At 42.4% G+C, this 14446-nt stretch carries 15 protein-coding genes and 2 tRNA genes; 6 read left to right on the top strand and 11 right to left on the bottom strand.

Translation table 11 applies throughout. The features are described 5' to 3' along the window. Nucleotides 1–25: 25 nt before the first annotated feature. Together AOB57_RS04820 and AOB57_RS04815 are read right to left on the bottom strand one after the other, a co-directional pair. A complete protein-coding gene (locus tag AOB57_RS04820; protein ID WP_054300018.1) occupies nt 26–1165 on the bottom strand; it encodes a DUF362 domain-containing protein in 1140 nt (379 codons plus the stop codon). A 101-nt stretch (nt 1166–1266) separates the two neighbouring features. After that, nucleotides 1267–1674 (bottom strand): ArsR family transcriptional regulator, encoded by a 408-nt coding sequence (locus tag AOB57_RS04815; protein WP_054300017.1) that lies wholly within the window; start codon nt 1672–1674, stop codon nt 1267–1269. 236 nt (nt 1675–1910) lie between these two features. Between AOB57_RS04815 and groES the strand changes: the two genes are divergently transcribed. The 6 genes from groES (at nt 1911) to AOB57_RS04785 (ending at nt 8769) form a co-directional block, all read left to right on the top strand. Further along, nucleotides 1911–2189, top strand: a complete 279-nt coding sequence (groES, locus tag AOB57_RS04810) for a co-chaperone GroES (RefSeq protein WP_054300016.1) — start codon at nt 1911–1913, stop codon at nt 2187–2189. Nucleotides 2190–2311: 122 nt separating this feature from the next. Further along, nucleotides 2312–3922, top strand: a complete 1611-nt coding sequence (gene groL / locus AOB57_RS04805) for a chaperonin GroEL (RefSeq protein ID WP_054300015.1) — start codon at nt 2312–2314, stop codon at nt 3920–3922. A 606-nt stretch (nt 3923–4528) separates the two neighbouring features. Continuing rightward, complete coding sequence (locus AOB57_RS04800) at nt 4529–5638, top strand: transposase (protein ID WP_167829546.1); 1110 nt, start codon at nt 4529–4531, stop codon at nt 5636–5638. 129 nt (nt 5639–5767) lie between these two features. Continuing rightward, nucleotides 5768–6595, top strand: a complete 828-nt coding sequence (locus tag AOB57_RS04795; protein ID WP_054298249.1) for a ribonuclease H family protein — start codon at nt 5768–5770, stop codon at nt 6593–6595. Between the two features lie 112 nt (nt 6596–6707). Then, nucleotides 6708–7337 carry a hypothetical protein gene (locus tag AOB57_RS04790; RefSeq protein WP_167829545.1) on the top strand — a complete coding sequence of 210 codons (630 nt, stop codon included), beginning with the start codon at nt 6708–6710 and terminating at the stop codon, nt 7335–7337. Between the two features lie 247 nt (nt 7338–7584). Then, complete coding sequence (locus AOB57_RS04785) at nt 7585–8769, top strand: pyridoxal phosphate-dependent aminotransferase (protein WP_054298250.1); 1185 nt, start codon at nt 7585–7587, stop codon at nt 8767–8769. A 105-nt stretch (nt 8770–8874) separates the two neighbouring features. Here AOB57_RS04785 and AOB57_RS04780 read toward each other — a convergent pair whose 3' ends face one another. The 9 genes from AOB57_RS04780 to AOB57_RS04740 all read right to left on the bottom strand — a co-directional run bounded on the left by AOB57_RS04780 (nt 8875) and on the right by AOB57_RS04740 (nt 14148). Further along, on the bottom strand, nt 8875–9639 hold the full coding sequence (locus AOB57_RS04780; protein ID WP_054298261.1) for a hypothetical protein: 765 nt from the start codon (nt 9637–9639) through the stop codon (nt 8875–8877). Nucleotides 9640–9954: 315 nt separating this feature from the next. Further along, nucleotides 9955–10146: transfer RNA gene (locus AOB57_RS04775), tRNA-Trp, on the bottom strand. Between the two features lie 83 nt (nt 10147–10229). Then, nucleotides 10230–10313, bottom strand: a tRNA-Ser gene (locus AOB57_RS04770). 147 nt (nt 10314–10460) lie between these two features. Next, entirely contained in the window at nt 10461–11798 is a 1338-nt protein-coding gene (locus tag AOB57_RS04765) for a TIGR00375 family protein (protein WP_054298251.1), read from the bottom strand. Nucleotides 11799–11853: 55 nt separating this feature from the next. Next, on the bottom strand, nt 11854–12624 hold the full coding sequence (locus AOB57_RS04760) for a proteasome assembly chaperone family protein (RefSeq protein WP_054298252.1): 771 nt from the start codon (nt 12622–12624) through the stop codon (nt 11854–11856). A gap of 9 nt (nt 12625–12633) precedes the next feature. Further along, nucleotides 12634–12789: an RNA-protein complex protein Nop10 gene (locus tag AOB57_RS04755; RefSeq protein WP_082384119.1), complete on the bottom strand. Its 156-nt coding sequence runs from the start codon at nt 12787–12789 to the stop codon at nt 12634–12636. Nucleotides 12790–12795: 6 nt separating this feature from the next. Continuing rightward, entirely contained in the window at nt 12796–13602 is an 807-nt protein-coding gene (locus AOB57_RS04750) for a translation initiation factor IF-2 subunit alpha (RefSeq protein ID WP_054298253.1), read from the bottom strand. A gap of 72 nt (nt 13603–13674) precedes the next feature. After that, nucleotides 13675–13863 carry a 30S ribosomal protein S27e gene (locus AOB57_RS04745; protein WP_048168571.1) on the bottom strand — a complete coding sequence of 63 codons (189 nt, stop codon included), beginning with the start codon at nt 13861–13863 and terminating at the stop codon, nt 13675–13677. Nucleotides 13864–13869: 6 nt separating this feature from the next. After that, on the bottom strand, nt 13870–14148 hold the full coding sequence (locus AOB57_RS04740; protein ID WP_054298254.1) for a 50S ribosomal protein L44e: 279 nt from the start codon (nt 14146–14148) through the stop codon (nt 13870–13872). Nucleotides 14149–14446: the final 298 nt, after the last annotated feature.

Here is a 14446-nt window from a genome sequence, read left to right as displayed (position 1 = left end):
TATTTACAATTCTTCAGGTTTATTTTCATATTTTTCCAGTTAGATCCTCTTTTACTGCCATAAGCCTTGCAAGCAGGGATTTTTTGATTTCTACTGCGTTGCTAGGGCACAGTTCACGGCAGCAATAACATAAAATACACTTATCCTCATTAATCCTGTAACTCCCGTCTTCGAGCCGTTCTACGGCGTGGGGAGAACAGTTTAAATAGCAGGCTCCGCAGTGTGTACATTTTCTCCTGTTAATCCTGGGATAGATCTTATAGTACTTGCCAAGGCTGCGAGTAAGAAAGGAAGGGGCTGTGCTGACTCCTCCGCTGGACGATTTGAACTTGATTTTGACTTCTTTTAACGGGATTCCTACAACAACAGGGCACTGGTTTCCAAAGCCCTTTCTCATAGCTCCTGCAGTCGTGGGAATTTTAAGAGGTTCAAAACCTATCATTTCCGCAGCCACAATGTCAAGGGAAACACAGTCCTGGCTTGCCAGAATCACCCCTGAGTTTATGGGTTTCCCATGAGAGGGACCATCCCCTTCCATGCCTATAATCCCATCCATGACGGCAAAAGCGGGCATGACAACCGAGTACACGTCGGCAACGGCTTCGCCAAAAAGTTCCCTTTTTCCAAGAAGATGTGCCTCTTTCCGACACTTCAGAGGTAAGGTCCCAAAGAAGTTTTTGACCGCACCTGTGTAGTAAGTAAGCTCATGAGTCTTTAATTTTGGAAGGGATATCACAACATCGGCTTCAAGGACAGGATTTGCGATGTATAGTTTGCGAAACTGCAGGGGATCAGGCACATCTACCAGGGTAAAGCCTGCGGTTTCGAAGTTAACTATCTCCGCTCCGGCTTTTCGAGCGGCTTCTTCTATGCCTGAAGCTTTCAGGGCTTTTGAGGTGGCTCCTGGTCTTGAGATGCCAGCTCCGTCCCCGACTACAGGTTTCCCTCCGGCTTGAAGCACAAACTCGCACATTGACGCTACAACTGAAGGATGGGTGGTTACTGCATTTTCTGGAGAACTGGCTGCAAGGATATTTGGTTTCAGAAGCACACGGTCGCCTGGCTGGATTATATTCTCAAGACCTCCTACCAGTTCCAGAGCTTCAGCTATAGCTTTTTTTGTTCCAGAATAATCAGGGCAGCGTATTATGGATACTCGGTTCACGGTTGGAAAATAAATGAGTTTATTATTAAATTTCTTTCCGGTACGGCTTAATTGGCATTTTTCCGAGCTCTTTTCTTAATTTTCATCAATTTTTAATTTCTTTATCGGTTTTTTATTCCTATTCTGGAATCAATTTCTCCAGCTATGCATTCAAGTTCATCGAAAATTCTTTCCGAATCTTTTCGCATTTCTTTTACTGCAGCTTTCAGGCTGCCTCCCCTCAGGTATATCAGGCGTTTTTTTCTGTAAAGGAGCCCAGAATCGTTGAGATTCCTTAAATGATGGTTTACCCTTGATATTTTCATCTCAAGGTCTTTAGCAAGGGCTTCTGAAGAAGTTATTTCATCATTTGAAAGTTTATCAAGCAGACTAAAAATTATCCTGGTCGAGATGTTTTCCGTGTCTCTTCCCGAAGAAAAGCCGAAGCTATTGCATAACCATAGAAGATCCTCTTCCAGACTTTTAACACGCGGTTTTTCAAGGTGTCTGAGGATTATCTGTTGAGCCATCAGTTTATATTTTAAAATATCTCGTATATATAGTTTATTTGTATTTTATCGATATCATCTCGATTTTCTACTAATCATGTTTATTTTTCCGGTAATTTTTAAATATGAGTTTCGCATTATATGCGAATTGCTGAGCGCACGAGCGCTCAATATATCGACCAATCCCATAATGACTCATAGCTACCTTTAATGTTCAGCTAATATGGGGTCACTTACGCATAAGGAGGAAAAATAGAGTGATTATAAGACCTATTGGTGAACGAGTTTTGCTCAAGCACCAGAAGAGAGAAGAAATCACAAAAGGCGGTATCTATATCCCTGAGTCTGCACGGCAGGAGAAAAAGGAAGGGTTCGTCATTGCAGTGGGAACCTTCGAGGATGGAAAGGAGCTTCCCCTGAAGAAAGGTGACCATGTAATCTATGGGGGATATCAATCAGATGAAATTGAAATTGACGGTGAAAAGTACCTTTTTGTCGATTTTAAGGACATCCTGGCAACAGTTGAAGAAGAATAATGTTGAATGACGCCAATTCTGAAGAAGAGAGAATAAAAACATATTCTAGTAATCCAGGAAAATTAAAGATACATTCAAATTCGATTTAGGAAAAGATTTGATTTTAATCTAGGTGAATATGGATGGCTTCAAAGCAGATAATGTTTGACGAGAGTGCGAGAAAGGCACTCTTAAACGGTGTGGACAAAGTTGCAAATACCGTCAAGATCACTCTGGGACCGAGGGGACGTTATGTTGTACTGGACAAAAGTACAAAACCTGTGGTCACAAACGACGGAGTAACTATCGCAAAGGAAATCGAACTTCGCGACAAGTTCGAGAATATGGGAGCTAAACTCGTTAAAGAAGTCGCTTCCAAAACCCAGGATAACACCGGCGATGGAACAACTACTGCAACCCTTCTTGCCCAGAGCATGATTCGGGAAGGCCTGAAAAACATCAGTGCCGGAGCAAACCCGATAGAAGTCAAGAAAGGTATAGAGATTGCGACAGAAAATGTTGTAGGCTATCTCAAGAGTAAGAGCGTTGAAGTAAAAGGCAAGGAAAAAGTCGTACAGGTGGCTACGGTTTCTGCAAACAATGATGAAGAGATAGGCAATTTGATCTCCGATGCCATGGAAAGAGTCGGCTACAATGGAGTAATTACGGTTGAGGATTCCAAAACAATGGAGACCAGCCTGGATGTTGTGGAAGGTATGCAGTTCGACCGGGGCTTTGTCTCTCCATACATGGCAACCGATACAGAGAAGATGATCTGCGAGTTCGAGGATCCTTACATCCTTATCACGGACAAGAAAATTAGCAGCATGAAGCAGATTATCCCCTTACTTGAAAAAGTCGCCTCTGAAGGCCGTCCCTTACTTATTATTGCCGATGACGTTGATGGGGATGCCCAGGCTGCCCTGATCCTTAATATCATCCGCGGAGCATTGAAGGTCTGTGCTGTCAAAGCTCCAGGTTTCGGAAATGAGAGAAAAGATATGCTTGAGGATATTGCCGTGTTGACCGGCGGGCAGGTAATTAGCGAAGACAAGGGCATGAAGCTTGAGGAATTCAAGGATTATATGCTTGGAAGTGCAAGGAAAGTCACTGTTGACAACAACAAAACTATTATTGTGGAAGGCAGGGGCGACAAGGCAAAGATTGATGAGAGGGTCAAACTCATCGAAGCCCAGATTAATATCGCAGACACAGATTACAGGAAGACCGAACTCAAAAAGCGTCAGGCAAAGTTAGGAGGCGGGGTCGCAGTAATCAAGGTCGGAGCTGCAACCGAAACCGAACTGAAAGAGAAAAAAATGAGAATTGACGATGCTCTCAATGCCACAAAAGCTGCAGTTGAAGAAGGTGTGGTTACCGGGGGCGGAATAAGCCTGTTCCGTGCGGCTGCTATTCTGGATTCCCTGAGATTCGAAGACGACAGGGAGGTAGGTGTAAAAATAGTCCAGAGGGCTATCGAAGAGCCGGTACGTCAGATCGCTGCAAACTCAGGCAGGGAAGGAGCTGAGGTGGTTGCAACCATAAAAGCTGAATCAAACGAACTGTATGGGTACAATGCAAAAAAGGATGTTTTTGAAGATCTTTTCGAAGCAGGTGTCATCGACCCAACAAAAGTAGTCAGAAGCGCCCTCCAGAACGCCGCCTCAATTGCAGGAATGGTACTCACAACCGAAGCCCTTGTCACTGAATTCGACGAAGAAAAGGACGAAAGGACCGCTGCAATTATTATCTAATTGCATTTACTCCCTTTTTCATCTTTTCTTTTTCCCTGTCCTCTTTATTATATGGGAGCTGATAGGGTTACGAATGCCCTGATCTTCATGTCGGAGATGAAACTCCCCCTTACTATTTTTGTTTTCGATTTAAATATTTAAATTACCGTTCTTTGTTATGTTATTAGGAGTTTGATAGCAAACCGAAATCAAAGCTTCGATCACTTAAATTAAGGAAGCATTATTTGAGTGTACTGTATACTCTTCTCTAATAACTGGGTAGCTGATTCAAAGCATACTCCATCCTTTCAGGTGAGGCAACCGCACAAAATTTGATTTTTTGACTCATTCTATAACTATGGCTGGATTGTAATTCCACTAACATTTTAAACATTTTACTCACTTGCTATTACTTTATTAATGGTCTCGAACTATAAAATGAACACAAAAGAGACGAGAAGGAGTAAACCAAGATCAAAACTTTTTCCTTCTCCTAATGGGAAGGTGATTCCTCTTAGTGAAAATGCATCTGAATTATTAAAGCGTCAGTTCGAAAGGACTCATATATTAGATTCTAGATTTTTTCCTGAATTTGAGAAAGAGTCTGAGTACGAGCATTTTTCTCGAATGGTTGAAATAATGAGGGATGCTGAAATATCTTCTCACATAATTTACGCTTATGTCAAAACAGGTAGGATGGTAACGGAAGAGAACATTCAATTTTTAAGTGAGGAAGATATTGACGAATGGAATCATTTTATCAACGAGTCAGAAAAATTTGAAGGTGATTTTAACAATCTAATTGAGAATGCTTTATGCGAACTTTCTACAGATATTTCTTGTCCCGATTTGCCAAAAGAAGCTTTAGAACTTTTGTTTGATATCTATAAATTTCATCCCATCTTGGTCGAAAGATGTAGGGATACTTTCGTTAGTAACATTATGATTGATACTGTAAGAAATGGTATAATGGCGATCTTGGCTGAAATTAAAGATGTTACAGGTAGATTTGATCTTGATGGATCTGATTTGATTAATTGTGTTTTTTCTCCTAATAAGCCAATTTTAGAAACTGGCATGTATTCTTTAGGTGACATTAATGAACAAAAAGGAGTCCATTATATTTTCTTGGGCTTTATTTTGGCAATAAGAAATCAGTTTTTTCACCGTGATATTTATTTAAAGAATCCTTATTTAGTCTTACAATATCTTTCTTATTCTAAGAGAACAGGGAAGCTCCGAAGGAGCTTCCTTAAAACTTCAATATCAGTAGACACTATTAAAAAAGTAATATTAGGATGGAAAATTAGCCAAAAAACAGATCATGATGTCAAGCATGCAAAGACTCTGATAAGACAATCAAACAGGTCAAGAAAGTCTCGATGTTATGTGATGGATAAAGGATATGATTCCGAAGAAATTCATACTCTAATAAGAGAAGAGATAAAAGCAGATTCAATAGTACCTTTGAGAGAAAGAAAAAGAAAGAGAATAAACGGAAAATATAGAAAACAATTAAACAAAGACTTTGATAAGATCAAATACAATAGAAGGAATATAGTAGAGACAATAATATCTGTTGTAAAAAGAAAATTTGGAGAAACATTAAGAGCAAGAAAGGTTAGAAATCAAGTAAAAGAAGTAAAAGTTAAACTAATAGTCTATAATATAAACAAAAAAGTAATACAATTATTATGGATTAAATTAAGGATTTCTACAGAGCCGATATTCTTATAATTTAAAATCTGAGATCAAAAAATAATTTATTCATAAATGTGTAAACGTCAACTATTTACTTAAATAATTTTGTTTACAACTAATTTCAGTATGTGCTAGAGAATATATTTATTTTAGGTGAAAACAAGCATGTTTGAAGTTTACTGCGACTCTTCCTTTAATGAGGGTGAGGATTCTTACATTGGCTGTACGGTGATCCGGGACGGAGAGCAGATTCACCAGTCTACAACAAAGATTCCTGATTCCCCTCAAAATAATCTTGACTGTGAACTTGCAGCCCTTAACTTCGCTGTAACCCTGACCCGAATTTTTTCCAAGGGCGACCAGGATGTTACCATTTATAATGATTCTACTGAAGCCGTAAAAGTTTTCCAGAGGGAAAAGCAGGAAATTGAAAAGAAACTACCCGGTCTCAATATTAATTTTGAGTATATTCCACGCGAAAAAGTAAATCAGGCAATCGCAGACAGTTTGTCTAAAAAATTTCCAGTGTTTTTCCTGAACGTTCCAACCTGTGAGGTTGAGTCTTTTTCTCGGAGAGAGGATATCCTATCCGATATTGCCCAAAATCAGCGCAATATTCTTTATCTCGAGAAAGTCGAAGAAAAATCTACGAATAAAAAAACCTGCTACAGATTGATAATCCGTACGATTGACAAAATTCTTTCAGATGACCGGCTTTATCTTATAAGAAAAGGAGGTCCTGGCGCTCAGGTAAAAGTAGCAGGAGAAATAAGAAAAGACCTGTCCGATCCACTGGTTCTCTCTTCGCTGGAAGCAAAAGGTGTCAGGCTTGAGAATTCCTACTTCCTGCTGACAGACGAAACCTGGGGGCTTCGGAGCACGGATAATCAGACCTGCTCCATTCTTCCAGGCTCGGTTCGTCACAGGATTATCTGCGATGAGGTGGACCGTTCTCCTCAAAATCTCTTAAGAAGAGCTGAACGCTTCAGGTAATTTTGTTCACTGAACCTCCTTTTACCAGTAAAAAAGGATTGTGAGAAAGTTCACGGGTTTGCAGTAGCTAATATTTATGAGTACTTCTACCTATATACATAGGGGATACGAAATGATGGTAGAATATCCTGAGAATGAGATGCGACAGCAGGGTTTGGGAGAGAAATACGAAAGAAAGGCTGAAGGAAACACTGAAGAACCGAAGAAACCAGAGGATGAGGGAGTTCCGTATGCTAGCATTCGAGAAGGTGAGAGTTGTATAACCTGCCTCGATATGCCCGAGGAACAGCGCAAAACTTTTATCCTGGAGATCCAGCAATTTGCAGAGAAGATACTCAGAACCCACGGGGTTCTCAATGAAGTTGCGGATCTTTTAAAGAGTGAGTGGTTCCTTAAACTCCAGAAACCCGGGGTTGAGAAAAAACTGGTTCTTGCGAAATCTGGAGAAGAGATTTTCATAGGGCTTTATACCTACTCGGGCGAGGTGCCTGTTCCTGATCCTAACCTTGTTTTGCTCTCACAGAACGGGTTTTGGTACCCGCAGAGAATCGAGGAAAAGTTTGAGGAAACCGTTTCTTCTTTCTTTACGGGGGCATATGGGGACTATGACTTCCTTAATATTATCCCCGAGAATGTCAAAAAGTTCCAGGATTTTCAGCGGGAATTTACAAAAATGCTTGAGAGTCAGGGCTGGGATAGCCCGGATACAGAAGTTCTCGAGAAAATCATGCCTAGAAGTTAAGCTACTTTATGAAATCGGTTTCACATAAGCAATTAATTTATCACTCGGTTTTTGCAGGATTTAACTTTTTTTCACTGTGCTATCTAAGAGATTAACCTTTTTCTTTTTGTTCCCTCAATTCTGATCCGGTTTTTTTCCATAGAATATTTAAATCTTGAAAGCATACGCAGTTTCAGATATAGCTTCAGCGGCTTATTTGCATTTACTTCAGTCACTTTCACGATAATTGATTTTCAGAAGGTCTTTTATGTTTTCGATAAACTCAGAATGCATTCTATCAAAAAAATCTGAAGATATCCCTCCTTTCTATGTTATGGAAGTGCTGGAAAGTGCCCAGGCTCTGGAAACTAAGGGAAGACACATAATCCACCTTGAGGTCGGAGAGCCTGATTTTCCTACGGCTCCACACATATGTGAGGCTGCCTGTGCTGCTATTTACCGGGGATCTACAAAATACACTCACAGCCAGGGACTTCTTTCGCTCAGAGAGGCAATAGTTGAGTCCTATCACCGGAAGTTCGGAGTTGACCTGAGCCCGGATCAGGTTATTGTAACTTCGGGCACGAGTCCTGCTCTCTTGATGGTTTTTATGGCTCTGCTTGAGAAAATGGATGAAGTGATAATGTCAAATCCTTATTATGCCTGTTATCCGAATTTTGTTAAATATCTTGGTGGAACCCCTGTTTTTGTCTATACGAACGAGAAAAATGGGTTTGCCCTCGAACCGGAAACCGTAAGGCAGTGCCTGAGCCTAAACACTAAGGCAATCCTGATCAACAGCCCTTCAAACCCTAGCGGGCACGTCATGTCTCCAGAAAGCTTGCAGGGGCTTGCCGAGATTGCGGATGAGAAAGGTATCCCTATTGTTTCGGACGAGATCTATCAGGGCCTGATCTATGACGGAGACGACCACACAATTCTGGAATACACAAAAAACGCTTTTGTCCTGAACGGCTTTTCCAAACTCTATGCAATGACCGGCTGGAGGCTCGGGTATATTATCTGTCCTCCCGAGTGTGTCCGTGCAATCCAGAAAATCCACCAGAACTTTTTCATCTGCGCCAACTCCTTTGTCCAGGAGGCAGCAATTGCAGCCCTGAAGGGTCCACAGGAACACGTTGCTGAGATGGTGCAGACTTACAATACGCGCCGCCAGTATATGCTGAAAAGGCTCATAGGAATGGGGCTTGAAGTCCGCAAAGAGCCTATGGGAGCTTTTTACGTCCTTGCCGACGCCCGCAAGTACGGCAGCGATTCTCTTGAATTAAGCCGTCGTATCCTCAACGAAGCTGGCGTTGCAGTTACCCCCGGAATCGATTTCGGAAACGGGGCAGAAGGCTATCTGCGTTTCTCCTATGCTAACAGCATTGAGAATATAAAAGAAGGTATGGACAGGCTGGAAGCCTTTTTAGAAAAAGAACTTGATGGATGAAAATTTTTATAATCCGATTATGATCGAATTACGATAAGTTTTCTTTTTCTTTTAAACCCTTTCTTTTTAGAGTGTTTTAAGCCATTCTCCTCTCCCAGTACACTCTTAATACCCGGATAGGTTACTCTGGATCTTTCCATTCTTCTCCGGGCAGAAAAGCCCTGTTATTATCCAGGTTCCATACGTAAAATGTGTTCCCATGATAAAGTAGAGTTCCTTTTCTTTGATGAGGTCGGAGAAATGATCTTTTATTTTCCTCTCAATGGCAGCCGGTTCGTGCACTTCCCTTATAATGTTCCGGACGGTATCATTGAATTCCCAGTCGAGCAGGATTATTTTATGTCCCCGGCAAGCTTCTTCTCCCTTACATCTGAAGAAAAATCTGATTTCAACCGGCATTCTGGCAGTTTTCTCCCCTTTTTCCAGAAAATCTCCCATGAGATTGAAATACTGCTGTCGGTCATAAGCTTCGGTGCTGTTCACATTTATCTCGATATTCGCGATTTCAGGCTTTACTATTCCAAGGCTCGCTCCCCCAATATTCAGCCTTTCTATAGACGTTACGAGCGGCAGGACAAGCTCTTTTATTTCCCTCTCTTTAAGAGGCTTCTCGAGGTTCGTGTGGCTAAGGACTTTCTTGCTCTCCCACCTGATGTCGTGCTCAGGTTTTGTAACCGTGACCTCAAGCAGATCATTTTTCCTGAAATCAACCAATCCTTCCCCATACCTGAACCCCAGAGGATAGAGCCTAAGCAATTCTCCCTGTCTATTGATGCCGATCACTCCTACGGCATGTCCCTCCCCATCCTTTTTGCTTTTCTCAGGGGTGGCTCTGACAAGGACAGCTATTTCTTCTTTTTCGCGCTTCAAAGTGAGAACCTCGCTTGTATTGAACAGGCTTGAGCAGGTAGAAGAAGATTGGATTTTCAGGTTATTAATCATTGGGGGAGTTACATGAAAGTATTACCTCTTAAAACTCTCTATACTTCGAAGTGTTATAAAATTAGATTTGTATATCTACCGAACTTGATATTAAGGCACTAAAAAATTTTGTACATAGTGGCAAATATTAAGAGAAAAACGACGGAGTAAAAGAAAATCATGGAATGAAGAAGTTAAAAAAGTAAGCGCAGAATGAAATGTTAAAAGAGTAGCAATGAGGAGCAGAATTAAATTAAAAAAAGGTGGGGCTGGTGAGATTCGAACTCACGATCGACGGGTATCTCCGAACAACTGCTTATACAGTTTTCTGGTGAGCATCTATCAGTGCTCCAACGGTTCCTCATTGTCCTGCCCCGTCGGGAAAGACTCGGTAGACCCGTTGTTCATCATTTATCCGCTGGAGCCCATCGCCATGCCGGACTAGGCCACAGCCCCTTAACAAGAAACTCAAATATCTTTTCTATTTTAAATAGCTATCGGCAGGAAAAATGCTTCACATGCCGAAATATAAAGAGAAGCGCCCAGGGCAAGATTCGAACCTGCGCTCTCCCGAAGGAGAAACGGTTTTCGAGACCGTCGCCTTACCGCTAGACTACCTGGGCATTTTGTTTAAAGTGAAAAAATTTTCGGGAGCTACCCTGTGCTTTTTGGTGCATCGCTTTTAAGATGCAGGGTTAGTGAATATACTTTCCTTCATATATATTTTGTCATCAGCAGGATCTGTATCTTAAATGTCTAAAAGTAATTCCTTAAAAATCGAAAAGTGAGCTCTGGCTTGCGTCTTCCGGTTCTTTCCCGGTTTCGGCAGTTTCTTTCCTGGGCTTTTTACCCTTCTTCTTTGCGGTCTTGCTTTCGTTTTCGGGATTTAGCTTCTCAAGGTCTGCAAGTGAAAGCTGTCCATTGCGGGTTTCTTCCTTTTTCAGGTTTTCAGGCAGCTCAAGCCAGCCGTACTGACCTCCACCGCCGGGATGGATTATCACATTACCTTTCCTGAAAGCCAGGATTGCATTTACTATCCGGTCATTTCCTACGATTTTCAGTTCGTCCGGTTTGGAGTAGATAAGGGCATTGACTTCGTTTCCAAAGCGTTCTATAAGCTTATTCCAGGCAGTCTGGACGCCTTTTGTCTGAACGCTTGCATGCCCGAGCGCCATCTGGATAATTTCAGCAAGAGGGATGAGATGAAGGTAAGGGGGACGGTGGTCAGGGTGCTTCGGCTCTTTAAAGTCTGCAAGTTCATTTATTCGGTCGAAAACCCCTTTCTTTATGACGCCTTCACAAATCGGGCAGCGCCATTTATTCTCAACTGCTTCGGGCAGTGCGTACTGGGTAAAACACTTGATGCAGGCTGACCTGCTATATTTTCCCTCCTCGGGAAAGAACCCAACATTCAGGGTGGCTCTATACCCCTCTTTCCTGAGAATGGCTTTTTTCAAGCCGTCAAAAGTAAGTTCAGGCACATCAAACTGCGTGAATTCCCTTGCCAGTTTATTGGTAGAAGGAGAATGTGCATCGGAATTTGAAAGAAAGGTCAGGCAGTGCAGTTCCTCTATCCGATCGGCATAATCGCTGTCCGCACTCAGGCCGAGCTCAAGAAAAGAAATATAATCCGTCATATCCCCGTAGCAGCTTTTCAGGCTATCATGATAGCCGTAAAGTGCAGTCCAGGGTGTAAAAGCGTGACAGGGGCCGATAAGCGCTCCTATGTCTTTTGCAATTTCGGCAATCTCATTGCCATCCAGCCCGACATTCGGGCGTCCATCAGCTTCAATGTTACCATAAGGAGCAATGCGTTCAGCCAGCTCTTCAGCTTTCGAAATTGAAGGTAAAATAAGAAGATGGTGTACGCGTTTACTGTCTTCTATTTCCGTGGTAGGAATAAAATAAATCTCATCTATATGGATTTCTTCATCCGAAACAGCGACCTTTTTGATCTCCTCGAGCCACTTCGGATGAGTGCAATCGGCAGTACCGATCAATTCTATACCTTTTTTTGAAGCCTCCCTGGCAATTGTCGGCAATTCCATTTTCCTGGAAGTTGCCATGGAGTACTTTGAATGGAGATGGAGGTCTGTATTGACTTTCATTTACTTACCTTTTCCGGAAGTCCTGATTGTGGCGCTCGTTTTGTCCAATGCGTTTTTACCCTATATAGCGCAGGTCTTCTTCGGACGGTTTGATTTCCTGGATGGTTTGCTGCTCTTCTTTTTCCTTCAGCTTTTCAAGGATGTTTTCCATCTCTTCAGCTTTCTTCTCAAGGGATTCAGTATTTACCTCAATTCCGAACAATTTGCAGATTACTTTCAGAAGGGACTGAGCGCTTTTAGGATCCATCAAATATCCTGGAGTCATGCCCATGAGGCAGGCAGCATCAATACCCCGCATCCTGCTGAAAGCTACAAGCAGGCCTGAGGCTCCAACTATTCCTCCGCTGGGTTCGGATTCCCTGAATTCTACTCCATATGCTTTGATTTCTTCAATCAAGTTTATATTGTTAGCGACCCCAAGGACGGTTTCCTCATAGGTCAGTTTGCCAGTCGGATATCCTCCGAGCGTATAAATCCTTAACACTCCAAGTTCTTCTGCAATGTCAAGGTAGAGAGAACATAGCTCATAATGCCCCTGTGAGGTTGTGCTCTGATGGTCTCCTACAAGGAAAAGCACATCATTCTCTTTCGCTTTTCCGAGGTATATAGCGTTGCTTACCGGGCGGACCGTACAATCTTTATTGACCAAAACCTGAGGTGGAAAATGTGGAGAATAAACCTCCATAATTTTTTCGGCCCTAAGTTCGTCTACAAGATGCTCTGCCACTAGTTTGCCTACGAGTCCTACTCCTGGAAGTCCAACTACAAGTATGGGTTTTTTGAGCTCAAGATTTTCTTTCAGGCGGACAAGTGTACTTCGCTGCATAACAATTCCTTATCCTTTCTTTGCCATTCTGCGGTACTTACCGTAAGGGTCCTGAGGAGAAAAGCGAGCTGGATGTGCGGGGAAAGTTATTCCCCCACAAACCGGACAAATTTCCCTTAAAGTGTACCTGCCGCAATTTTTGCATTTGCGGATCTTTTGTCCCAAAGGATATCACGCCTTTGCTGATTCGATGTGCCGCTTGAAAGTCCCATGCCCGCCAAGCTTGGCAATGGTATCCACTGCTGTCTGGGCGGATTTTTTAAGGACTGATTCAGCTTTCTTGTAATCTGGGGCAATTACTTTAATCCTATATCTCGGAGCCCCTATGTAACTTATTTCGAGCCTGACATCTTTTCCATCAACGTCACTGATAGAATTTGCAGCATTGAGAGCCTGCCTTATGACTTCTATGCCGTTTGGAAGGTTACAGGTCAGATCCACATAGCCTGCGATGTCGACAAAAGGCAGTTTGATATTTTCCCCTGCTATTTTGACTATGCTCTTTAAATATTTCTTATTGATTTTCATTCCTTTGAAAGCTTTCTCTCCTTCAATAGCAGCTTCTTCAAAGGCCGAGTATGCACTTCCAAACTCCTCTACGAGTTTTTCGTGCAGAGCTTTCACGCTATTCTCATCGGTTTTCGTCTCTTCAGCCACGAACTGGAGCCATTTGGCGGCTTTTTGCTCATTTTTCCATTCCTGGATCTTAGCGCGCCGCTGGTGCTCGTTAACATCTTTCAGTGAAAGGTCTATGTGGCCGCGGGAAGGGTCCACGTTAAGAACCTTGCAGACTATCTTCTGCCCTTCCCTTACGTAGTCCCTGACGTACTTGACCCAGCCTGCTTTAATTTCGGAGATATGGATGAAACCTTCCCTTCCTCCGAACTCCTCAAGCTCGACATAGGCTCCGAAATCCGTCACATTCTTCACAGTACAGACAACGAACTCTCCGACTTCGGGCCAGTTATCGTTTCCCATTCGCACCACTTCTTTTATTTTTTATTTTATTTATTTTTATTCTAGTCTGATAAAATGCTTTTACCTTTCCGGTTATTCAAGCACTTCCAGGATATGAGTGGTAATGGTCGATTTGCCACCGGTCGGTTCAGCAAGGGTTCTTCCACAGACGATGCAGGTGATTTTACGGCTTGCACTTCCAAATATGACCTGTTCGTTTTCGCAATCGTTGCACTTTACGCGCAGGAACCTGCTCTTTGGTCTCTGGATATAGTCTACCATTTTATCTTACTCCTTAAACTCGAATTTCTTTGCCCTGAAAGCAGGTGGCTGAAAGGCTTTTTTACATACTGTACAGCGGTACCTTAACCAGATCCGCTTTGTGGGCTTATCGCCACCAGGTACCTTGGAGAATTTACCACTGTTGCCTATACCTTCCTGTCTTCTCTTCTGTCTTGCAATATGGGTCATGGGTGATTGCTGTCCCTTTTTGACCCTTTCAACAACAATTTCCTGATGAGTCTTACAGGACGGGCAGTAAGTTCTCATTCGCTTTGGAATCTTCATTCTTTACACCTTTTAATGATTATTGGTACTGAAGTTTGCCTTCTCCGACCTTTGCGGGAAGACAATATATCTAATTGAATTTACATTGGATATACGCATGGCGTTTGCGTATGGCGTTTTGATCCTGGGAAGGTCTTATTTGGGAAGCCTTTGATTTGATGAACTTGAAGTTTCTCAGACCTCTTTCTGTCTCGATATCATGATTGGCATTCTTCTATCGAGGATGAGATCAGAGTATGCTACCAAGCCTTTTGAGAAAGGCTTGAGTGAAAATTCTGTATATAACGGTTAAGCTACA

This window comes from Methanosarcina flavescens, from assembly GCF_001304615.2.
Taxonomy (GTDB): domain Archaea; phylum Halobacteriota; class Methanosarcinia; order Methanosarcinales; family Methanosarcinaceae; genus Methanosarcina; species Methanosarcina flavescens.
This window is presented reverse-complemented; position numbering and strand designations above follow the sequence as displayed.

Coding starts and splice junctions, on each gene's coding strand:
- AOB57_RS04815 (WP_054300017.1), bottom strand. CDS start 1,674: ATGGCTCAACAGATAATCCTCAGACACCTTGAAAAACCGCGTGTTAAA.
- groL (WP_054300015.1), top strand. CDS start 2,312: ATGGCTTCAAAGCAGATAATGTTTGACGAGAGTGCGAGAAAGGCACTC.
- AOB57_RS04800 (WP_167829546.1), top strand. CDS start 4,529: ATGGTTGAAATAATGAGGGATGCTGAAATATCTTCTCACATAATTTAC.
- AOB57_RS04795 (WP_054298249.1), top strand. CDS start 5,768: ATGTTTGAAGTTTACTGCGACTCTTCCTTTAATGAGGGTGAGGATTCT.
- AOB57_RS04790 (WP_167829545.1), top strand. CDS start 6,708: ATGATGGTAGAATATCCTGAGAATGAGATGCGACAGCAGGGTTTGGGA.
- AOB57_RS04785 (WP_054298250.1), top strand. CDS start 7,585: ATGTTTTCGATAAACTCAGAATGCATTCTATCAAAAAAATCTGAAGAT.
- AOB57_RS04765 (WP_054298251.1), bottom strand. CDS start 11,798: ATGAAAGTCAATACAGACCTCCATCTCCATTCAAAGTACTCCATGGCA.
- AOB57_RS04760 (WP_054298252.1), bottom strand. CDS start 12,624: ATGCAGCGAAGTACACTTGTCCGCCTGAAAGAAAATCTTGAGCTCAAA.
- AOB57_RS04750 (WP_054298253.1), bottom strand. CDS start 13,602: ATGGGAAACGATAACTGGCCCGAAGTCGGAGAGTTCGTTGTCTGTACT.
- AOB57_RS04745 (WP_048168571.1), bottom strand. CDS start 13,863: ATGGTAGACTATATCCAGAGACCAAAGAGCAGGTTCCTGCGCGTAAAG.
- AOB57_RS04740 (WP_054298254.1), bottom strand. CDS start 14,148: ATGAAGATTCCAAAGCGAATGAGAACTTACTGCCCGTCCTGTAAGACT.